This window comes from Nonomuraea sp. NPDC049725, assembly GCF_040674795.1.
In the GTDB taxonomy this organism is placed as follows: domain Bacteria; phylum Actinomycetota; class Actinomycetes; order Streptosporangiales; family Streptosporangiaceae; genus Nonomuraea; species Nonomuraea ceibae.
Genome location: NZ_JBFANJ010000004.1, coordinates 502,710 through 521,555, shown reverse-complemented (window position 1 = coordinate 521,555; position 18,846 = coordinate 502,710). Strand labels below are relative to the sequence as shown.

At 72.5% G+C, this 18,846-nt stretch carries 21 protein-coding genes; 14 read left to right on the top strand and 7 right to left on the bottom strand.

Translation table 11 applies throughout. The annotated features are described in order from the left end of the window. Positions 1–18 precede the first annotated feature (18 nt). Positions 19–1,104 carry a mandelate racemase/muconate lactonizing enzyme family protein gene (locus AB0J53_RS13600; RefSeq protein ID WP_219515205.1) on the bottom strand — a complete coding sequence of 362 codons (1,086 nt, stop codon included), beginning with the start codon at positions 1,102–1,104 and terminating at the stop codon, positions 19–21. Next, the gene (locus tag AB0J53_RS13595; protein WP_364171800.1) at positions 1,101–2,243 is read right to left on the bottom strand and encodes an alpha/beta hydrolase; all 1,143 of its coding nucleotides are present in this window, start codon (positions 2,241–2,243) and stop codon (positions 1,101–1,103) included. Before AB0J53_RS13595 ends, AB0J53_RS13600 begins: the two co-directional genes overlap by 4 nt. A gap of 175 nt (positions 2,244–2,418) precedes the next feature. Here AB0J53_RS13595 and AB0J53_RS13590 point away from each other — a divergent pair, with 175 nt between their 5' ends. The 6 genes from AB0J53_RS13590 to AB0J53_RS13565 all read left to right on the top strand — a co-directional run bounded on the left by AB0J53_RS13590 (position 2,419) and on the right by AB0J53_RS13565 (position 8,197). Beyond that, positions 2,419–3,075 carry a peroxiredoxin-like family protein gene (locus tag AB0J53_RS13590; protein WP_364171798.1) on the top strand — a complete coding sequence of 219 codons (657 nt, stop codon included), beginning with the start codon at positions 2,419–2,421 and terminating at the stop codon, positions 3,073–3,075. A gap of 231 nt (positions 3,076–3,306) precedes the next feature. Continuing rightward, positions 3,307–4,569, top strand: a complete 1,263-nt coding sequence (locus AB0J53_RS13585) for an ABC transporter substrate-binding protein (protein ID WP_364171796.1) — start codon at positions 3,307–3,309, stop codon at positions 4,567–4,569. Then, positions 4,566–5,366 carry an ABC transporter ATP-binding protein gene (locus AB0J53_RS13580; RefSeq protein ID WP_364171794.1) on the top strand — a complete coding sequence of 267 codons (801 nt, stop codon included), beginning with the start codon at positions 4,566–4,568 and terminating at the stop codon, positions 5,364–5,366. The genes AB0J53_RS13585 and AB0J53_RS13580 overlap by 4 nt, the downstream gene beginning before the upstream one ends. Then, positions 5,363–6,193: an ABC transporter ATP-binding protein gene (locus tag AB0J53_RS13575; protein ID WP_364171792.1), complete on the top strand. Its 831-nt coding sequence runs from the start codon at positions 5,363–5,365 to the stop codon at positions 6,191–6,193. The genes AB0J53_RS13580 and AB0J53_RS13575 overlap by 4 nt, the downstream gene beginning before the upstream one ends. Positions 6,194–6,204: 11 nt before the next feature. After that, the gene (locus tag AB0J53_RS13570; protein ID WP_219515232.1) at positions 6,205–7,104 is read left to right on the top strand and encodes a branched-chain amino acid ABC transporter permease; all 900 of its coding nucleotides are present in this window, start codon (positions 6,205–6,207) and stop codon (positions 7,102–7,104) included. Beyond that, positions 7,097–8,197, top strand: a complete 1,101-nt coding sequence (locus AB0J53_RS13565) for a branched-chain amino acid ABC transporter permease (protein WP_364171790.1) — start codon at positions 7,097–7,099, stop codon at positions 8,195–8,197. Before AB0J53_RS13570 ends, AB0J53_RS13565 begins: the two co-directional genes overlap by 8 nt. A 50-nt stretch (positions 8,198–8,247) precedes the next feature. Here the strand turns inward: AB0J53_RS13565 and AB0J53_RS13560 are convergent, their stop codons facing one another. Both AB0J53_RS13560 and AB0J53_RS13555 read right to left on the bottom strand, forming a co-directional pair. Further along, positions 8,248–9,429: a homogentisate 1,2-dioxygenase gene (locus tag AB0J53_RS13560; RefSeq protein ID WP_364171788.1), complete on the bottom strand. Its 1,182-nt coding sequence runs from the start codon at positions 9,427–9,429 to the stop codon at positions 8,248–8,250. A 195-nt stretch (positions 9,430–9,624) separates the two neighbouring features. Beyond that, positions 9,625–10,320 carry a helix-turn-helix domain-containing protein gene (locus tag AB0J53_RS13555; protein WP_364171786.1) on the bottom strand — a complete coding sequence of 232 codons (696 nt, stop codon included), beginning with the start codon at positions 10,318–10,320 and terminating at the stop codon, positions 9,625–9,627. Positions 10,321–10,523: 203 nt separating this feature from the next. Here AB0J53_RS13555 and AB0J53_RS13550 point away from each other — a divergent pair, with 203 nt between their 5' ends. Together AB0J53_RS13550 and AB0J53_RS13545 are read left to right on the top strand one after the other, a co-directional pair. Continuing rightward, entirely contained in the window at positions 10,524–12,134 is a 1,611-nt protein-coding gene (locus AB0J53_RS13550) for an FAD-dependent oxidoreductase (RefSeq protein ID WP_357583504.1), read from the top strand. A 29-nt stretch (positions 12,135–12,163) separates the two neighbouring features. Continuing rightward, positions 12,164–12,637, top strand: a complete 474-nt coding sequence (locus AB0J53_RS13545; protein ID WP_357583502.1) for an OsmC family protein — start codon at positions 12,164–12,166, stop codon at positions 12,635–12,637. A 35-nt stretch (positions 12,638–12,672) separates the two neighbouring features. On the opposite strand, the gene AB0J53_RS13540 is transcribed toward AB0J53_RS13545, so the two are convergent. Beyond that, complete coding sequence (locus AB0J53_RS13540) at positions 12,673–13,212, bottom strand: dihydrofolate reductase family protein (protein ID WP_364171783.1); 540 nt, start codon at positions 13,210–13,212, stop codon at positions 12,673–12,675. 118 nt (positions 13,213–13,330) lie between these two features. On the opposite strand from AB0J53_RS13540, the gene AB0J53_RS13535 reads away from it, so the two are divergent. The 6 genes from AB0J53_RS13535 to AB0J53_RS13510 are packed head-to-tail and all read left to right on the top strand — an operon-like array spanning position 13,331 to position 17,358. Continuing rightward, entirely contained in the window at positions 13,331–13,981 is a 651-nt protein-coding gene (locus AB0J53_RS13535; RefSeq protein WP_364171781.1) for a TetR/AcrR family transcriptional regulator, read from the top strand. A 33-nt stretch (positions 13,982–14,014) separates the two neighbouring features. Beyond that, positions 14,015–14,632 (top strand): TetR/AcrR family transcriptional regulator, encoded by a 618-nt coding sequence (locus AB0J53_RS13530; RefSeq protein WP_364171779.1) that lies wholly within the window; start codon positions 14,015–14,017, stop codon positions 14,630–14,632. Between the two features lie 5 nt (positions 14,633–14,637). Then, positions 14,638–15,120 carry a nitroreductase family deazaflavin-dependent oxidoreductase gene (locus tag AB0J53_RS13525; RefSeq protein WP_364171777.1) on the top strand — a complete coding sequence of 161 codons (483 nt, stop codon included), beginning with the start codon at positions 14,638–14,640 and terminating at the stop codon, positions 15,118–15,120. Further along, positions 15,117–15,665 carry a DUF6461 domain-containing protein gene (locus AB0J53_RS13520; protein ID WP_364171775.1) on the top strand — a complete coding sequence of 183 codons (549 nt, stop codon included), beginning with the start codon at positions 15,117–15,119 and terminating at the stop codon, positions 15,663–15,665. Before AB0J53_RS13525 ends, AB0J53_RS13520 begins: the two co-directional genes overlap by 4 nt. Before the next feature lie 3 nt (positions 15,666–15,668). Next, positions 15,669–16,643 carry a pyridoxal-phosphate dependent enzyme gene (locus AB0J53_RS13515; RefSeq protein WP_364171773.1) on the top strand — a complete coding sequence of 325 codons (975 nt, stop codon included), beginning with the start codon at positions 15,669–15,671 and terminating at the stop codon, positions 16,641–16,643. A gap of 25 nt (positions 16,644–16,668) precedes the next feature. Beyond that, a complete protein-coding gene (locus AB0J53_RS13510) occupies positions 16,669–17,358 on the top strand; it encodes a class I SAM-dependent methyltransferase (RefSeq protein WP_364171771.1) in 690 nt (229 codons plus the stop codon). 10 nt (positions 17,359–17,368) lie between these two features. Here AB0J53_RS13510 and AB0J53_RS13505 read toward each other — a convergent pair whose 3' ends face one another. Continuing rightward, a complete protein-coding gene (locus tag AB0J53_RS13505) occupies positions 17,369–17,809 on the bottom strand; it encodes an SgcJ/EcaC family oxidoreductase (protein WP_364171769.1) in 441 nt (146 codons plus the stop codon). A 56-nt stretch (positions 17,810–17,865) separates the two neighbouring features. Further along, on the bottom strand, positions 17,866–18,744 hold the full coding sequence (locus AB0J53_RS13500; protein WP_364171767.1) for a LysR substrate-binding domain-containing protein: 879 nt from the start codon (positions 18,742–18,744) through the stop codon (positions 17,866–17,868). Positions 18,745–18,846 lie beyond the last annotated feature (102 nt).

The following is an 18,846-nucleotide window of genomic DNA, read 5'->3' as shown; positions in this document are numbered from 1 at the left end:
TCCTGTTCGGGTCGTTCGTCAGGCGTGCCGGAGGCGGTCGAGCGCGGCGGTGTCCCACAGCATCCCGTGACCGGGGCGGTCGGGCGGGGTGGCCACGCCGCCGCTGATCGGCAGCGTCTCGGCCAGCACCTCGTCGATCAGCGGGAAGTGCTCGACGTAGGTGCAGTTGGGGACGGCCGCCGCCAGGTTGACGTGCAGCTCCGGCAGGAAGTGGGGGGTGAGCACGGCGCCGTGGACCTCGGCGACGGCGCTGATGCGCAGCCATTCGGTGACGCCGCCGCACAGCGGCACGTCGGGCTGCAGCACGGAGGCGGCGTTCTCGCGCAGGTAGCCGGCGAAGTCGTGGCGGCCGTGCAGGTGCTCGCCGACGGCGAGGGGGACGCCCTGGCGGGCGGCGAGGTGGGCGTGCCCGGCGAGGTCGTCGGCGGGCAGCGGCTCCTCCATCCAGTAGACGCCGAGGTCGTCGAGGCGGCGGCCGAGCCACACGGCGGTGGGCAGGTCGAGCCGTTCGTTGCAGTCGACCATGATGCGCAGGCCGTCGCCGAGCGCCTCGCGGACGGCTCGTACGCGGGCCACGTCCTCCTCGGCGCGGCGGGCGCCGACGCGCAGCTTGACCGCGTCGTAGCCTTCGGCGACGTACTGGCGGGAGCCCTCGACGAGCTCGTCCACCGACATGGCGTGGGTGGATCGGCCGCTGCCGTAGACCGGGACGGTGTCGGTGTGCGCGCCGATGAACCGGTAGAGCGGCAGGCCGGCGCGGCGGGCGCGCAGGTCCCACACGGCGATGTCGGCGGCCGACAGCGCGGGCAGCGCGATGCCCTTGCCGAGCCGGCGGGTGGCGGCGGCGATCTCGTGCCAGCGGCGCGGCCAGGAGTCGAGCGGGGTGCCTTCGGCCTTCTCCTTGACCAGGCCGGTGAGCAGCGCGTACAGGGCTTCGGCGCCGCCGGTGAGCGCGTAGGTGAAGCCGGTGCCGGTGGCGCCCTCGTCGTCGGTGAGGGTGACGTGCAGCAGGTCGACCTGGGTGGCGCCGGAGCCGCCGCGTCCCGCGCCGAGCGGGATGCGGACCCAGGCCGTGCTCAGGTCGGCGATCGTCGGACGGTTCACAGGACCTTTCCTATCCAGCCGATGAGGGCGTCGGCCATGACGGCGGTGAGCTCGGGCTGGCCGTTGAGGTAGTGGCGGCCGCCCTGGACGGCGGTGAGCGCCTTGGTGTCGTGCGGCACCGCCTCGTAGAGCTGGCGGGCGTGGGAGGGGAAGCACGCCTGGTCGGCGGTGCCGTAGATGACGTGCACCGGGACGTCGACGCCGGCCAGCCGGACGGGGCCGTCGCCGTGGGAGGTGCGGATCGACCACTGCGACAGCCACGAGCGCAGGCTCGTCAGGTGGCCGAGCGTGGTGGGCCGCAGGTTGGCCTCGTACGGCTCGCCCCACAGGGTGCCGGGGGCGCGGTCGGACGGGTCGATCGACAGGTCGACGTTGCGCGGGTCGGCGCAGGTGGCGTGGATCCTGATGGGCAGGTCGGTGACGCGGCCGCCGCTGCGCTCGTCGAGCTCGGCGAGCCGGGCGATCACCGCGTCGGTGATCCGCTCGTTGCGCTCCCGCTGGGCGGCGCGGTAGCGGGCCAGCCATTCCTCCCCGTACGGGGGGCCGTTGCGGGCGGCGAACATGTCGAGCTCGGGGTCGCGGTCGAAGGGGTCGTCCTCGTCGCGCACGGCGGGGTCGAGCCATTCGACGAGCAGGTTGGCCCGGCCGGGGTGGGCCATGAGCATGACCAGCGCGTCGGCGGGCGGCAGGTGGGCCCCGGTGAGGTCGGGGCCGCCGCCGTACGGCGAGGAGGTGATGGTGGGGTTGCGGGCCTGCTCCTGGTAGAGGGCGACGAGGCCGCCGCCGCCCGAGTTGCCGACGAGCACGACCTTCTCGTATCCCTCGGCGCGCAGGTGGCCGACGACGGAGGCGATGTCGAGCACGCAGTTCTCCAGCAGGAGGACCGAGTCGTTGCCCAGGTAGCGGGTGGTCATGGCCACGGCGTCGACGCCGCGTTCGGCCCAGGCGTCGAGGGCGTAGTGCCCGAGGAAGTTGGAGGAGGGGTGGACCACCACCACGGCGGTGGCGGCGCGCTGTCCGGGGCGGGCGCGCACCCGGGAGCACCACAGCACTCCGGCCATCCGGGCCACGCCGGAGTAGACCTCCGAGGCGCCGGCCGCCGTCCCGATGGGGACGGTGAGCAACTCCCGCTCAGCCATGTCCTAACCACCTCACGCATGTTCGATTAACGGTTGCGCTCACCATATATCGGTATCGCTCACCCTAACAGCACCCCCCAAGTCTTGACAGCGACACGTTCCGCTTCCCAGGATGCGCCTAACGCGCAAATTGCGAACACAACAACCGAATAACGGTTATGGAGGTGGGTGTCCGGTGCAATCGCTCAACGAGATCCTGGCGGCCAAGGCGGCGTCGGTGCAGCGGCCCGAGGAGGCCAAGCAGGCCATCAACGACGCGTTCGCCGAGATCGAGGCCGCCGGTCTCGTGCCAGGGCTGGAGCTCGGGGAGAAGGCGCCCGACTTCGCCCTGCCGGGTGCGACCGGCGCCACGGTACGGCTGTCCGAGCGGCTCGCCGAGGGGCCGGTCGTGCTGATCTTCTACCGGGGCTCCTGGTGCCCGTACTGCAACCTCGAACTGGCCGCGTACCAGGCGGCCCTGCCCGAGTTCCGCGAGGCGGGGGCCCGGCTGGTGGCGATCAGCGCGCAGTTGCCCGACGACGCGCTGTCGATGCAGGAGAAGCACGAGCTGGCCTACGACGTGCTCTCCGACGCCGAGCAGGAGGTGATGACCGCCTACCGGGTGCGGTTCGAGCTGCCCGACAAGATCAAGCCGCACCTGCTGGACGTCACGGCGGCCGCGCTGGCCCGCCAGCAGCCCGACGGCCGCTGGAGCCTGCCGGTGCCCGCGACGTTCGTACTGGACTCCGCCGGGATCGTGCGGGCCAGGCACGTGACGATGAACTACCGCACCCGCATGGAGCCCGCCGACGCCCTGCGCGCCGTCCGCGAGATCCAGGCGGCCGGCGCCTGACCTGCTCTCCCCGGGGCGGTGAAGCGGCCGTTTCACCGCCCCACATCATTCCTGTTGCCGTTTGGCCACCCTCTTGACACGCCAGATCGGGCCACAGCACGATAGTCGAACGGTATAACCGAATATCGGTTGCATGCCGCTCTCTCCCCACCGACCACCGAGTGATCTCTACTGCCCGCGGCCACGCGTTTCCCGACGAACGCGAACCCGTATCGGCACGAAAGGGGACGCATGCCATCCCGCAAGCTCCGCATGGCCGCCGCGCTCGGCGCGGCGACCCTCGCGATCACCACCATGTCCGCCTGCTCCACCAAGGCGGAGACCAGCGCCGGCGACTCCGGGGGCATGCCCGTGGGGCCCGGCGTGGACGGCTCCGCGATCAACCTGGGCCTGCTCACCGACATCACCGGGCCGTTCGCCGCCATCGACAAGCAGCAGAACCTCGGCGTCAAGCTCTACTGGGACGCCAAGAACGCCGCGGGCGGCGTCTGCGACGGCCGCAAGGTCAACCTGATGACCCGCGACCACGGCTACGACCCGCAGAAGGCGGTGTCCCTCTACTCCGACCTGTCCCAGCAGGTCCTCGCCCTGCAGATCACGGTCGGCTCGCCCACCACGCTCGCCGTGCTGCCCAAGCTGGAGCAGGACGGCGTGCTCGCCGTGTCGATGGGCTGGTCGCCCAGCGTCAAGGACAGCTCGTCGATCATCATCCCCGGCACCACCTACGACATCGAGATGGTCAACGCCGTCGACTACCTGATCGAGCAGAAGAAGCTGGCCGAAGGCGACAAGATCGGTTACATCTACCTCAAGGGCGACTACGGCGAGCCCGGCCTGGCGGGGGCCACCTTCGCCGCCGAGGCCAACGGCATGACCGTGGTCGGCCAGCAGATCGACCCGACCGTCAGCGACCTGTCCGGCCAGGTCAAGCAGATGGCCGCGGCGGGCGTCAAGGCGCTGTTCCTGAGCGCGTCCGGCCGACAGGTCTCCTCCGCGGTGGCCGTGGCCGACGTGGAGGGCCTGGACGTGCCGATCGTCGCCGCCTCCCCCGGCTTCTCCCCCGAGTCGCTGACCACCGGCGCGGGAGCGGCCATGGAGAAGAACATGCTCGTCGTCAGCTCCGCCGCGCCGTTCGCCGGCGAGGGTCCCGGCCCCGAGCAGGTCAGGAAGCTGTACGCGGAGTCCGGCGACAAGTCGATCACGCCCAGCCTGTGGGTGACCCTCGGTTACGCGGCGGCCAGCGTGATGGACCAGGCCATCACCCAGGCGTGCGACAACAAGGACCTCAGCCGTGAGGGCCTGGCCACCGCGTTCCGGCAGAAGGGCGCCTACGACACCCAGCAGACCACCGTGCCGCTGGACTTCTCCAAGAAGGGCGTCTCCCCGTCCACCCAGACCTTCATCATGAAGCCGTCCAAGGACGCGGAAGGCGGCCTCGAGCTGGTCCAGGCCGGCTACACCGGCCCCGACACCGCGAAGTTCCAGGCCCGATGACCGAACGGGAAAGCGACCCGCTGCTCTCCGTGCGCAACCTCGGGGTGCGCTACGGGGACGCGGTGACCGCCCTGGGGGACGTCAGCGTCGACGTCCCGCAGGGCGGCATCGTGGCCGTCCTCGGCAGCAACGGCGCGGGCAAGTCCACGCTGCTGCGCGCGATCTCCGGCGTGCTGACCGGCCAGGCCGGGCGGATGACCGGCGGCGAGATCAGGTTCGCCGGCGCCCGCATCGACGGCCTGGGCGCCGAGCGCCGGGTCAAGTCCGGCATCGTGCAGGTGCCCGAGGGCCGCCGCGTCTTCGCCCACCTGACCGTCGAGGAGAACCTGCGCGCGGGCCGCTACGGCAACGCGAAGGGCAAGCGCCCCGGCGACCTGGAGCGGGTCTACGAGCTGTTCCCGGTGCTCGGCGAGCGCCGGAAGCAGACCGCCGGCCTGCTGTCGGGCGGCGAGCAGCAGATGCTGGCCATCGGCCGGGCGCTCATGGCCGAGCCCCGGCTGCTGCTGCTCGACGAGCCGTCGCTGGGCCTCGCTCCGAAGATCATCGACCGGATCGTGGACCTGCTGCGCGAGATCCACCGGCAGGGCACCGCCATGCTCGTCGTCGAGCAGAACGCGGCGGTCGCCCTGGAGCTGGCCGGCCACGCGTACGTGCTGGCCGTGGGCGAGGTGGCGATCGAGGGCCCGGCCGAGCGCCTGCGCGGCGACGACCGCGTACGCCGCCTCTATCTCGGCGGCGAGCCCGACGAGGAGAGCGCCGCCACGCTGCCCGGCGACGCGCGGGGAGGGACGCCATGACGGCACACGGCACCACGGCCCCCGGGGCCCGGCTGGAGGTCAGCGACGTCACGGTCCGGTTCGCCGGGGTGACGGCGCTCGACAGCGTCACCTTCACCGCCGAGCCCGGCACCATCCACGCGGTGATCGGTCCCAACGGCGCGGGCAAGTCGTCCCTGTTCAACGTGCTGTCCGGGATCTACAAGCCGGCCGGCGGCAGCGTGCGCGTGGACGGCGCCGAGCTCATCGGGCTCGCGCCGCACCGGGTCACGGGCCTCGGCGTCGGCCGGGCGTTCCAGAACGCGTCCATGTTCGCCGGGCTGACCGTCGAGGAGAACCTGCTGCTCGGGCGGCACCGGCTGGGCAGGGGCGGGGTGTTCGGCGCCGGGCTGCGGCTGCCGCACGTGCGCCGCTCCGAGCGGGAGGCCAGGGCCAAGGTCCGCGAGGTCGCCGAGTTCCTCGGCGTGGACCACCTGCTGCCGCTGCCCGCCGCCGAGCTGCCCTACGGCGAGGCCAAGCGGGTCGACCTCGCCCGCGCCCTGGCCACCGAGCCGAGACTGCTGCTGCTCGACGAGCCCGCGGCCGGCATGCACACGCACGAGAAGCTCGCCGTCCGCGACACCATCCGCAGGATCGCCACCGAGCAGCGGATCACGGTCCTGCTGGTCGAGCACGACATGGGGCTGGTGATGGGCATCTCGGAACAGGTCACGGTGCTCGACTTCGGCCAGGTCGTGCTCACCGGGCCGCCTGACCAGGTGATCGCGGACGACGCGGTGATCGCCGCCTACCTGGGCAGGGCCGGCGCCGCAGAAAAGGAACGTTCCGAGTCCGAGCCGCCATCCTAGGAGCCGGTTTCATGGCACAACTTCTCTCGATGCTGGTGGAGGGCGCGTCGCTCGGTGCCGTCTACGCGCTCGTCGCCCTGGGCATCGTCGTCATCTACAAGTCGTCCAGCGTGGTCAACTTCGCGCAGCCGAGCCTGCTGATGTTCGGCACGTACGTGGTGGCCAGCGCGACCAGCCTGCACGGGCTGTCGTTCTGGGTGGCGCTCCCGCTGGGCGTGGCCGCCGCCGCGATCCTGGCCGTGCTGATCGACCGCCTGCTGGTCAGCAGGTTCCGCAAGACGAACGCCGTGGTCGCGGCGAGCATCATGACCATCGGGCTGGACGTGGTGCTGCTGACCGAGACCGACCGGCGGATCGGCTCGCAGATCCTCACCACGGACGACCCGTGGGGCAACGACGTGGTGCGCTTCCTGGGCATCGGCGTCGCGGAGGCGCGGATCGCCGCGCTGGTCGTCGGCGCGCTGCTGCTGGTGCTCTTCCAGCTCTGGCTGCACCGCAGCGACTTCGGCGTGGCCATGCGGGCCACGGCCGAGGACCCGGAGACGGCGTCGCTGATGGGCATCCGGCTCGGCCGGGTGTCGGCGACGGCGTGGGCGGTGGCCGGCGCCCTGGCCGTGTGCGCGGGCCTGTTCATCGTCGCCTACCCGAGTCCGGGCCTGGACACGTCGGTCGAGGCGGTGGCGCTGCGCGCGCTGCCGGCGGCGATCATCGGCGGGCTCGACTCGACGACCGGCGCCATCGCCGGCGGGCTGATGGTGGGGCTGAGCGAGGTCCTGGTCCGCGGCTACGGCGAGCACCTGGCGTTCCTCGGGCAGGGCTTCGAGGAGGCCGCGCCGTACGTGCTGATGCTGGTGGTGCTGCTGGTCAGGCCCGCCGGGCTGTTCGGGATACGGGAGGCCGTCCGTGTTTGACAAGATCTCCGGGCGGATCCGGTGGCGGGCGCCGGTGGCGGTGGTGGCGGGCGTGGTCCTGCTGGCCATCCCCCTGTACGCCGACCGGTTCTGGCTCAATCTGGGCTCGTTCGCCTTCGCCGCGGCCATCGGCGCGGTGGGGCTGATGATCCTGGTCGGCCGGGTCGGGCAGCTCTCCCTGGCGCACTCGTTCTTCCTGGCGGTGGGCGCCTACGGCTACATCTGGCTCAGCTCGCCGGGCACGGAGGACTCCTGGGGGCTCGGGCTGCCCAGCCTGCTCGCCGCGGTGATCGCGGTGACGATGGCCGGGCTGGCGGGGCTGGCGTTCAGCCCGCTGGCGGGCCGGCTGAAGGGCATCTACCTGGGCGTGGCGTCGCTGGCGCTGGTGTTCATCGGCCAGCACGTGCTGTTCGCCGCCGAGCCGCTCACCGGCGGCTACAACGGGCGCAACGTGCCGGAGCTGACGATCGGCTCGTTCCAGGTGCTGGGCGTCGAGCCCGAGCTGTCGCTGTTCGGGGTGCCGCTGCGCCAGGCCGAGCGCGGCTGGTACGTGACGCTGCTCGTGCTGGTGCTGACCACGGTGTTCGCGGTGCTGGTGCTGCGCAGCCGGGTCGGCCGGGCGTTCGCCGCGATCCGCGACGGCGAGGTGCACGCGGCGGCGCTGGGCGTGCCGGTGGCGCGCTACCGGTCGGTCGCCTTCACGCTGTCGAGCGTGTACGCGGGCCTGGCCGGCGTGCTGCTGGCCCTGCTGTTCCAGCGGGTGGTGCCCGAGTACTGGGACCTGTTCCTGTCGCTGGAGTACCTGGCGATGGTGGTGATCGGCGGGCAGGCGTCGGTGGCCGGGGCGATCGCGGGCGCGGCGTTCGTGTCGTCGCTGCCGCTGCTCCTGCAGCGCTACAGCGACGCCGTGCCGGGCATGGGCGGCGCGGTGTCCGACTTCGGGCCTGCCTACGTGGCGCAGATCCTCTACGGCGGGCTGATCGTGGTCATCCTGTTCTACGAGCCGAAGGGGCTGGCGGCGCTGGCCACGCGGGCGCGGAAGGCGCTGACGCCGCGCCGTGCCGTCCCGGCCGAGCACACACCGGCCTCCTGACGGCGAAGGGCCCTGCGACCGTGAGTCGCAGGGCCCTTCGCCGTGGTGGTTCACCCGCCGACGTCGACACCGGCGCCGCGCGCCCACGACCAGGCGTAGCCGGCGTCCTCCGCCTCGCTCAGGTCGGGCCCGAGGTCGAGCGGCCTGAACGTGTCCACCATGACCGCGTACTCCTCGGTCCTGGTCACCGTCAGGCTCTTCTCCGCGCTGCCCGGCTGCGGGCCGTGGATGTAGCCCGCCGGGTGCAGGGAGACCGAGCCCATGCCGATGCCCGTGCCGGCCCGGCTCATGAAGTCGCCGCCGCAGTAGAACAGCACCTCGTCGGAGTCGACGTTGGCGTGGTTGTAGGGGACCTTCACCGCGTCCGGGTGGTAGTCGTACATGCGCGGCACGAACGAGCAGATGACGAAGCCCGGCCCCTCGAACGTGATGTAGGTGGGCGGCGGCAGGTGCAGCGCGCCCGTCGAGGGGGTGAAGTCGCGGATGGACAGCGCGTAGGGGTAGTTGTAGCCGTCCCAGCCCACCACGTCGAACGGGTGGTAGGCGTAGGTGTAGCGGGTCAGGCCGCGCCGGTGCTTGACGTAGACGTCGGCGGGGCCGTCGGCGGACGTCAGCTCCTCGGGGCCGCGGATGTCGCGCTCGTTGTACGGCGAGCCGTCCAGGAACTGCCCGAACGGCGACATGAAGCGCTTGGGCGGCCTGATGTGCCCGCCGCCCGACGCCGTCACCACGAACAGCCTCAGCTCGCCGCCGAGCAGCCGCCACCGGTGGGTGGTGGAGGTGGGGATGACGACGTAGTCGCCGTCGCCGACCTCCATCCGGCCGAAGGGCGACTCCAGCACGGCCGAGCCGGACTCGACGTAGACGAGCTCGTCGCCGACGGCGTTGCGGTAGAGCGGGCTGTCGGCGTCGGCGGCGACGTACGAGATCGTCACGTCGGAGTTGCCCATGAGGACCCGCCGGTCGAGGATCGGGTCACCGCCCGGCTCGAACGCGTGGGTGCGCAGGTGCCGTGGCAGCAGCGGGTCGTTCGGCCGGAGCCCGCCGCCGGTGTCGGGCCGGCTCTCCGCCGCGGTGATGGCGGTCGGGATCCGGCGGTGGTACAGGAACGACTGGGTCCAGCTGAACCCCTCCTCGCCCTGCATCTCCTCGTGGTAGAGGACGCCGTCGCCGCCGCGGAACTGGGAGTGCCGCTTGCGCGGCACTTCGCCCAGGCGCCTGTAGTAGACCATGGCCACCCCATTCGAGATCGTGCCCCTGCATGCATGGGCGTTCTATTATCGGTTACAGGTACCGCATATCGGCGATCCTCGCGCAGGGGGTGAAGGGTTGTCAATCGTGCGGACATGCGAAAGGCCCCGGTGCCCGCTCGGGGCTCCGGGGCCTCGCACGCCCGCGCTCGGCGCGGGCAGAGGTCACGTCAGGGGTCAGGCGAGGGCGAGCGCGATGCTCCTGGCCAGCGTGATCACCTCGTCGGCCAGCGCCCGTTCGTCGTGCTGACGCTCCTTGGGGATGACGACGCCGACGCTGGCGTCGCACCAGCCGTTGACCACGATGGGCGCGGCGATGCCGGTGAAGTTGGGGACGAGCTCACCCGTCGTGACCACGTACCCCTGCTCGCGCCCCTGGGCGACCTTGTCGCGCTCGCCCGGCTCGGCCGGGCGGCCGGCCAGGATGGCGATGCCGGTGGCGGCGGTGCCCAGCGGGTGGCGCGAGCCGGTGCGCAGGCCGATGTGGAAGCTGGCCCGCTTGGGCTCGACGGAGGCCAGGGTGACGGCGCCGTCGCCGTCGGCGACGTGCATGACGGCGGTGGCGTCGAGGCGCTCGGCGATCTCGGTGAGCAGCGGACCCGCCACGACCAGGAGGTTCTGCGACACCTGGCGGGCCAGCGTGAACAGGCCCATGCCCAGCAGGTAGCGGCCCTCGCGGTTGCGCCGGACGAACCCTCGCCGCAGCAGGGTCGCCAGCAGGCGGGCGGCGATGGAACGGTGGACGCCCAGCTTGGCGGCGGCCTCGGTCGGGGAGAGCCCGTGGTCCGGGTCCGCCTCGGCGAGGATCTCCAGCAGGTGCAGCCCCCGGTCGAGCGTCTGCGCGATCTCAGCGGGTCTGGCCGGTTCGGTCACGGTCTCACTCCCAGGCGAAGGACGGGGTTACCACCCCTCGAAAATCGGGGCATGTGAGCGATTATCGCGCTTCGCGCACTCACGCGCCAACACGACTTCACCGTACGCCTTGGCCGTACCTCTTGAAGTCCGGCCGCAGACAGGGCACGCTATGACCAATAGACGGTCGTAGCGACCGAATATCGGTCACGCCGGAGGTGGCGATGGTTCTGCCGGACAGCTCAAGTTCTTCTCCCCGTGTGGTGATCGTGGGCGCGGGGCCCGTGGGCCTGGCCACCGCGCTCCTCCTCGCCCGGCAGAACGTGCGCTCGGTGGTGCTGGAGCGGCGTGACCAGCCGAGCTGCCGCCAGTCGAGAGCCGTCACCGTGCAGCGTGACATCCTCGCGCTGTATGACCGGCTCGGCCTCGCCGACGAGATCGTCAACGACGGCGTGAGCTGGTCGCTGGGCCGCACCTACTACGGCGACCAGGAGATTCTCCAGCTCAGGTTCCCGCCGAAGGGCGAGGAGATCTACCCGCCTTTCGTCAATTTCCCGCAGTTCCGCATCGAGGAGCTGCTCCACGAGGCGGCGCTGGCGACCGGCCTGGCCGACATCCGGCTCGGCCGCACCGTCGACGCCTTCGAGCAGGACGACTCCGGCGTACGGGTCACCGCCACCGGCCCCGACGGCGAGGAGACCCACACCGGTGCCTACCTGGTCGCCGCCGACGGCATCGGCAGCCGGATCCGCCGCCACCTGGGCATCACCTTCGACGGCTGGCAGACCCAGGGCCGCTTCCTCGTCGCCGACTTCGAGGCCGAGCTGCCGTTCGAGCGGGAGCGGCGGCTCTGGTTCAACCCGCCCTTCCACCCGGAGGGCATCGTGCTCATGCACGGCGTGACCCGGCGGCTGTGGCGGCTCGACTGGCAGATCCCGCTGGACGCCGACGCCGACGTCCTCACCGACCCCGAGCGCGTCCGCGCCCGCATCGCCACCGCGATCGGCGACCACCCGGTGCGCGTGGTCCGCAGCAACACCTACACCTTCCAGCAGTGCCGGGCCTCGGCCTTCCGCAGCGGCCGGGTGTTCCTGGTGGGCGACGCCGCGCACGTCGTGTCGCCGTTCGGCGCCCGCGGCATGAACAGCGGCATGGAGGACGCCGAGAACCTGGCCTGGAAGCTCGGCTTCGTGCTCAACGGCCAGGCCGGGCCCGCGCTCCTGGACAGCTACGAGGCCGAGCGGGCCGCCGCCGCCGACCACAACCTGGCGGTCACCGGGGCGTCCATGAAGTTCATGACCCCCGACGACGAGGCCGGCCGCCGGGCCCGCGACGCCGCGCTGGCCGCCGCCGCCGACGCCCCCGACCAGGCGAACCGGGTCGACAGCGGCAAGCTGTACGAGCCGTTCCCCTACACCGGCTCCGTCCTGACCGCGCCGACCGCGCTGCCCTCCCCCCGGGTGCGGCCGGGCGAGCCGCTGCCCGACCTGCGCTGCGCCCAGGGCGGCCGGACGACCACGCTGCGCGCCGCCGTCGCGGGCGCGCTCACCCTGCTGGCCGTGCCCGGCCGGGGCGGCCTGACCTCCGGCCTGCGGACCGCGCTCGACGCCGTCCCCGCCCCCGCGTGGGTGCGCCGCGCCGTCCTGGCCCCCACCCCCGCCGGTTCCGGGGTGCTCACCGTGCTGTCCGACGAGATGTGGGACGTGTACGCCGGCGAGCAGGACGTCGTGTACGTGGTGCGCCCCGACTGCTACGTGGCCGCCGTCGTCCCCCTGGACGGCGGCCGCGTCGACTTCGGCGCGCTGACCGCCGCGGCCTCCAACACCACCCGCTGACCGCCCCGCCACGACAAGGAGCAGTGAACATGATCGACAGCAGCACCGTCGCCGAGATCGCCCGGGTGAGCGTCGAGGCCGCGCCCGGCCGCACGAAGCTGGTCACCGTGCCGCTGGACGGGCAGGTGCCGATGGGCATGCACGGCGGGGTGGCCGAGCACTACAACGTGCCGCTCGACACCATCGAGCCGCACGCCACCACCCTGGACTACCTGGTGGGCGCGACCGCCGGATGCCTGACCGGCACCCTGTCCGGCCTGCTCGGGCGGCTCGGCCAGCCGACGACCGACGGCGCGCTGACGTCGGAGGCCGAGGGGATCATCGTCAAGGACGGCGGGGTGCTGCGCATCGCCTCCGTGCACGTGCGCTACCTGGTGCGCCTGGCCGAGGGCGTGGACCCGGACGAGGTGGCCCGGGCGCACGACCGGCACACCCGCCACTGCCCGATCGCACGGACCATCGGCGACAGCGTGGAGATCACCACCACGCTGGAGACCGTCTGATGATCCGGTCGGGCTGGCCAGGCTGGTCGGGCTGGTCAGACGGTGGGCGCGTAGGTCAGGTGCAGCACTCCGCTGGCGAAGGTCTGCGAGCCGGTCAGGCGGAGCGGCGCCTGCGCGCCGTCGCCGAAGAGCCGCTTGCCCGAGCCGACGACGATCGGGTGGAGCAGCAGGTGCAGCTCGTCCAGCAGCCCCTCGCGCACGAGTGAGCTGACGAGCGTGCCGCTGCCGGACATGCTGATCTTCCCGCCCGGCTGCTCCTTGAGCCGGGAGATCTCCTTGACGAGGTCGCCGGTGACGAGCGTGGAGTTCTGCCACTCGGTGACGGAGGTCAGCGTGTTGGACACCACGTACTTCGGGGTGTCGTTCATGTATCCGGCGAGGTCGTCGGTCGAGGTGGGCCAGTAGGAGGCGAACTCCTCGTAGGTGCGGCGGCCCAGGAGCATCGCTTCGGTGCCGTCCATCATGGCCTGGACGGCGTTGCCCATCTCGTCGTCGAAGTAGGGGAAGTGCCACTGGTCGGGCGCCTCGACCACGCCGTCGAGCGAGATGAAGAGGCCACTCACGATCTTGCGCATCCGCGTTCTCCCTCTGCTGTAACAGTACCGTACGGTACAGTTCTGCGTGATCGGAACCGTACGGTACTGTACGCTTGGTGTCAACAGGCTGTTCACCGCACGCGCAGGAGGAACCGAAGTGACGCAAGTCGAAGCCCCGCACGCGACGGCCAAGGAACGGCCCGGCGCCCAGGTCAGGCGGCGGATCATGGACGCGGCCATGGAGGTCTTCCTGCGCGACGGGTACGTGGGCGCCAAGACCGACGAGATCGCGGCCGCCGCCGGGGCCTCGAAGCAGACGATCTACAAGCACTTCGGCCGCAAGGAGCAGCTCTTCGAGGAGATCGTGCTCGACCGGCTCGTCGGCATCGACCAGATCTTCAAGGCCGCGATGACCGAGCTGGCCACCGCCGACGACGTCGAGACCACGCTGCGGGCCGTCGCGCACAAGTTCGTGCGCGCCCTCACCCAGCCGTCGCAACTGCGCGTGCGCCGCCTGGTCATCGCCGAGGCCGGCCGCTTCCCCAAGCTCGGCCGGGCCTACTTCGAGGCGGGGCCCGAGCGCGTGCACGCCTCGCTGGCGTCGTGCTTCGAGGAGCTCGCGCGCCGGGGCCTGCTGCGGATCGACGACTCGCTGATCGCGGCCAACCACTTCACCTGGCTCACCACCTCGATCCCGGTCAACAAGGTCATGTTCTGCGGTGACGACGTCGCGTTCACGGAGGCGGAGCTCGACCACTACGCCGACTCCGCCGTGCGGGTCTTCCTGGCGGCCTACCGGCCGGACTGAACCCCATCCGGGCGGGCATGCTAGTTTGGCCGCATGACCAACTTGGCCGAGCGACCAAATTCACCGCGCGGCGATCGGCGGCGCGAGCAACTGGTGGAAGCCGGCCTCGCGCTCCTGAGCGAGCACGGGTGGCCCGGCGTCACCGCGCGGGCCGTGGCCGAGCGCGCCGGCACCAATCCCGGCCTGATCCACTACCACTTCGGCGGCCTGCCCGGCCTGCACGCGGCGATCTTCCGGCGCGGCACCGACCTCCTCGTCAACCCGCTCGTCGACGAGCTGCTCGCCGCCGAGGACGAGCGGACCGCGCTGGCCGCCATCCGCGCCCTGCTGCCGCGCACCGGCGACGCTGAGCCCGCGCCCCGGCTGGCCGCCGAGCTGATCATCGGCGCGACCCGCGACCCCGCGCTCGGCGCCATGCTGCGCGACGAGCTCCGCCAGGCCCGGCAGCGGCTCGCCGACCGGCTGCGCGCCCTCCACCCCGGCCGGCCCGCCGCCCAGGCGATCGGGATCGCCACGCTGGCCGTCGCCGCGATCGACGGGCTGATGCTGCACCAGATGATCGACGGCGAGCTGCCCACGGACGAGGCGCTGGCCGTGGCGGAGAGCCTGCTCCCCGGCGAGGACCCGGCCACGACACCCGGAAGGGGCTGACACCAGTGGAGATCGTCAAGAGGCCCACGCCGCCGACCGGGCTGAGCCGCAGGCTGTGGCGGCTGCCCATCCTCCTCTACCGCCTGGGCCTCGGCCCGCTGCTGGGCCGCCGCATCATGCTGCTCACCCACACCGGCCGGGTCTCCGGGCTGCGCCGCCAGGCCGTCATCGAGGTCGTCGCGCACGACGGGCACGGCTACCTGGCCGCCTCCGGGTTCGGCGTCAAGGCCGACTGGTACCGCAACGTCCTGGCCGCCCCGGAGGTGACCGTCCAGGTCGGCGGGCGCGTCCTCCAGGTGACGGCCACCCCTGTCCCCGCCGAGGAGGGGCCTGACATCATGGCCCGATACGCGTCCCGGCACCCCGCCGCCGCCCGCCGCCTGTGCAAGCTCATGGGCTACGCCGTCGACGGGAGCCAGGAGGATTACCGCGAGGTGGGCATGCACATTCCGTTCGTCCGGTTCGAGCCGAGACAGGACCGGCGATGACCGGCTCGGCCCACGCCTGGCTGTGCGCCGGGTTCACCGGCGACCCCGGCGGGCCCTGGCTGCACGCCGGGTTCGCCCGCGACCTGACGCCCGAGGAGGCCATGCGGCGCATCGGCGTCACCCCCGGCCCCCTCGGCCAGGACGGGCACGGCGTCTCCGCCTACGCCGCCGACGGCGGGACCGTCCTGCTCGAACGCTTCGGCGACGGAGCCGTCCACGACGGGATCACCCGCCTGTCGGCCGGCACGGTCGCGGCCGTCGTCCGGGTCACGCACAGCGGCGCGGACTTCGGCTACTACGCCGACGGGGAGCTGATCACCGCGTTCGGCCTGTTCTCCTACCGGCTCCGGCAGGGCGCCGACCCCGACCGGCTCGCGGACGACCTGCGGGCGCTCGGCGTCGACGTCGACGGCGAGCGGCCCGAGTTCCCCGGCCACCCCGTCGCCGGCGCGCTCGCCCTCGCCGAACGCGCCACGGGCGTCCACCTGTCCAGCGCCAACCGCACCGCCCCCGTCCTGACCGGCGGCGGCCGCCCGGAGCACTGACCGATGCCGCCCGCCGAGCCCGGCACGCGCCTCGACCTCGGCCGGATCCGCGCGGCCCGCGAGGTGATCGACCCCCGCTTCCTGGACACGCCGCAGTACGAGTGCGACGCGCTGGGGCAGCGGCTCGGCTGCACGGTGAGCGTCAAGCTGGAGACGGCGAACCCGGTCCGCAGCTTCAAGGGCCGAGGCGCCGAGCTGGTCACGAGCCTGCTGGCCGATCAGGGCAGGCCGGAGGTGGTGTGCGCGAGCGCGGGCAACCTCGGCCAGGCGCTCGCCTGGTCGGGCCGCCGCCGCGGCCTGGGCGTGACCGTCGTGGCCGCACGCCGGGCGCCCGCCGCCAAGCTCGACCGCATCCGCGCGCTCGGCGCCGAGCTGGAGCTGGTGGCGGGCGACTTCGACCAGGCCCGCGAACGGGCCGCCGAGCTCGCCCGGCAGCGGGGCGTCCGGCTGGTCGAGGACAGCCTCGACCTCGAGACGTGCGAGGGCGCGGCGACCATCGGGCTGGAGCTGGCGACCGGGACGCCCGCGTTCGACACGGTCCTGATCGCCCTGGGCGGCGGGGCGATGGCCACCGGCGTGGGACACGTCATGAAGACGCTGCTGCCGGAGGTCGAGGTGATCTGCGTGCAGCCGCACGGCGCGCCCGCGATGACCCGCTCGTGGCACGCGCGCGAGGTCGTCACCACCGACACCACCGACACCATCGCCGACGGCGTCGCCGGCCGCCGCCCGATCCCCGCCGTCCTGGCCGACCTGCTGGCGGTCGCCGACGACGCCGTCCTGGTCCAGGAGGCGTCGATCGTCACCGGTCTGCGGCTGCTGCTGGAGCACGCCGGGCTCGTCGCCGAACCGTCGGCGGCCCTCGGCGTGGCCGCCGTGCTGGAGGACCCTGACCGGTTCGCCGGACGCCACGTCGTCACCGTCGTCTGCGGCGGCAACGTCGACCTCGGCCCCTACCGGCGCTGGGTCGGCCTGTAGCGGGCGCTCGCGCGATGATGGCCCGATGCGCACCGCTTACCATGACGCGCTCGGCGACCACTTCGCCGGGCATGCCGAGACGAGCCCGTACAACGCCTACACCGACAGGCCCGCGATGCTCGCGCTGGCCGGCGACGTGTCGGGGGCGCGCGTCCTGGACGTCGGCTGCGGGGCGGGCCACTACGCGGCCGAGCTGGTGGCGCGCGGCGCCCGGGTGGTCGGCGTCGACGGCAGCGCCACCCTGCTGGGCCACGCGCGGGCCCGCGTCGGCGGCCGGGCCGAGCTGCTGCTGCACGACCTGGAGGAGCCGCTGGGCTTCGCCGCCGACGCGTCGTTCGACGGGGCGCTCTGCGCGCTCGTGTACGAGCACGTCCGCGACCGGGCGCGGCTGCTGGGCGAGCTGCGCCGCGTGCTGCGGCCGGGCGGCTGGCTGCTGGTGTCGACCACCCACCCCACGGCCGACTGGCAGCACTTCGGCGGCTCGTACTTCAGCCACGACTGGCGGGACCTGCCGCTCGGCGACAGCGGGCTGTCGATCCACTACCAGCGCCTGCCGCTGGAGACGTTCCTGGGCGAGCTGCTGGCGGCGGGGTTCGTGCTGGAGCACCTGACCGAGCCCCGGCCCACCGCCGAGCTGCGGGAGGTCGACGAGGCCGCCTACGACCGGCTGCACCGGGCGCCGTCGTTCCTCGCGGTCCGGCTCAGGCGCCCCTGACCCGCTCGGGTCAGGGCTGGAGGTCGACGACGCCCCGGCCGGTGGCCAGGTCGAACGGCACGGACGCCTGGTCGTGCGCGATCAGCCAGCGGCCGTCGGCCTTGCGGAAGCAGAACGTGCCCCGCACCCACATGCCGCTCGTCGCCGTGCCGTTCTTCAGCGTGCCGCTCAACCGGCCGAAGCAGTGCCCGAACGCCACCTCGTCGCCCACGGTGAGCGTGAGGTCGCGGACCTCGTAGTCGACGGTCTCGAAGACCGCGAACACGTTCGTCCAGTTCTTCATCTTCGCCTCGACCCCGACGTGCTGCAAGGGCGGCTCGACGTCGAAGGACACGACGTCCGCCGCGTAGAGGCTCCGCAGGCCGTCAAGATCCTTGGCCCGGAGTCCTTCGACGATCTTCCCGACGTGCTGCCGGATCGCGGCCTCGTCACTCTCGCGCTGTGTGGGCATGGTGGTACGTCCTCTCGTGCGGTGTCATCGGTACGACGACGCAGCCCCCTCGAACGTCAGGCCGGGTCCCAGTCCCAGCCGGTGATCGTGGAGCGCATCAGGCGGGCGGCGGTCGGCAGGCGGCTGCCGGTGGCCCAGTAGAGGGTGACCGTGCGCCGGCAGTCGGGGCTGTCGACGGGGATCCAGCAGCCGGCGAACCCGGCCGAGACGCGCCTGGCGAAGCCGGGGACGAGGCCGATGCCGAGCCCGGCGCTGATCAGCCCGGCGATGGCGCTGGGCTCGTCCACCTCGCAGACGATCTTCGGCGTGAGGCCGCGCGCGGCGAACAGCCGTTCCAGCAGGCGGCGCTGCCAGTGGCCCGCGCGGGCGCTGACGAGGGGCTGCCCGGCGAGCTCGTCGACGCTCACGCGGGCGCGGCCGGCGAGCGGATGGCCGGGCGGCGTGGCCACCCCCACCACGTCGTCGAGCAGCTGGACCGCCGTCAGGCCCTCGGCGGCGATGGGCTGGGAGGCCACGCACAGGTCGACCTCCTGTGCGAGCAGGGCGCGGACCATGTCGTCGGCGGGCATCCAGCGGAGCTCGACCTCGATGTCGGGATGGGCGCGCTTGTAGGCGGCCAGCGGCCCGGTGAGCGTGAGGAACGTCTCCGACGCCAGCCGCACGCCGCCGACGCCCTCGCTGACGGCGTCGGCGACGGCCCGGACGCCCGCGTCGAGCTCGCCCAGGGCGCGTTCGACGTGGCCGAGGAAGAGCCGGCCCACGTCGTTGAGCCGGAGACGGCCGCTGCGCTCGAACAGCGGCGTGCCGAGCTCGTTCTCCAGCCGGGCGATCGTGCGGCTGAGCGACGGCTGGGCGACGCGCAGCTCCTCGGCGGCGCGGCTGAGGTGCTCCAGCCGGGCCACGGCCACGAACTGGCGCAGTGCGTTCAGATCCATCATGCCTCCCGGTGCATGACAGCATAGCAATATTGATCTTCGACAAGATAACCGTCGAGTCATAGTGTCGGACGCGTCGACGAAACGGACGACGTGACAGGA

Coding starts and splice junctions, on each gene's coding strand:
- AB0J53_RS13540 (WP_364171783.1), bottom strand. CDS start 13,212: ATGCGCAAGATCGTGAGTGGCCTCTTCATCTCGCTCGACGGCGTGGTC.
- AB0J53_RS13580 (WP_364171794.1), top strand. CDS start 4,566: ATGACCGAACGGGAAAGCGACCCGCTGCTCTCCGTGCGCAACCTCGGG.
- AB0J53_RS13505 (WP_364171769.1), bottom strand. CDS start 17,809: ATGCCCACACAGCGCGAGAGTGACGAGGCCGCGATCCGGCAGCACGTC.
- AB0J53_RS13575 (WP_364171792.1), top strand. CDS start 5,363: ATGACGGCACACGGCACCACGGCCCCCGGGGCCCGGCTGGAGGTCAGC.
- AB0J53_RS13520 (WP_364171775.1), top strand. CDS start 15,117: ATGACCGGCTCGGCCCACGCCTGGCTGTGCGCCGGGTTCACCGGCGAC.
- AB0J53_RS13530 (WP_364171779.1), top strand. CDS start 14,015: ATGACCAACTTGGCCGAGCGACCAAATTCACCGCGCGGCGATCGGCGG.
- AB0J53_RS13515 (WP_364171773.1), top strand. CDS start 15,669: ATGCCGCCCGCCGAGCCCGGCACGCGCCTCGACCTCGGCCGGATCCGC.
- AB0J53_RS13570 (WP_219515232.1), top strand. CDS start 6,205: ATGGCACAACTTCTCTCGATGCTGGTGGAGGGCGCGTCGCTCGGTGCC.
- AB0J53_RS13560 (WP_364171788.1), bottom strand. CDS start 9,429: ATGGTCTACTACAGGCGCCTGGGCGAAGTGCCGCGCAAGCGGCACTCC.
- AB0J53_RS13585 (WP_364171796.1), top strand. CDS start 3,307: ATGCCATCCCGCAAGCTCCGCATGGCCGCCGCGCTCGGCGCGGCGACC.
- AB0J53_RS13510 (WP_364171771.1), top strand. CDS start 16,669: ATGCGCACCGCTTACCATGACGCGCTCGGCGACCACTTCGCCGGGCAT.
- AB0J53_RS13595 (WP_364171800.1), bottom strand. CDS start 2,243: ATGGCTGAGCGGGAGTTGCTCACCGTCCCCATCGGGACGGCGGCCGGC.
- AB0J53_RS13500 (WP_364171767.1), bottom strand. CDS start 18,744: ATGGATCTGAACGCACTGCGCCAGTTCGTGGCCGTGGCCCGGCTGGAG.
- AB0J53_RS13545 (WP_357583502.1), top strand. CDS start 12,164: ATGATCGACAGCAGCACCGTCGCCGAGATCGCCCGGGTGAGCGTCGAG.
- AB0J53_RS13550 (WP_357583504.1), top strand. CDS start 10,524: ATGGTTCTGCCGGACAGCTCAAGTTCTTCTCCCCGTGTGGTGATCGTG.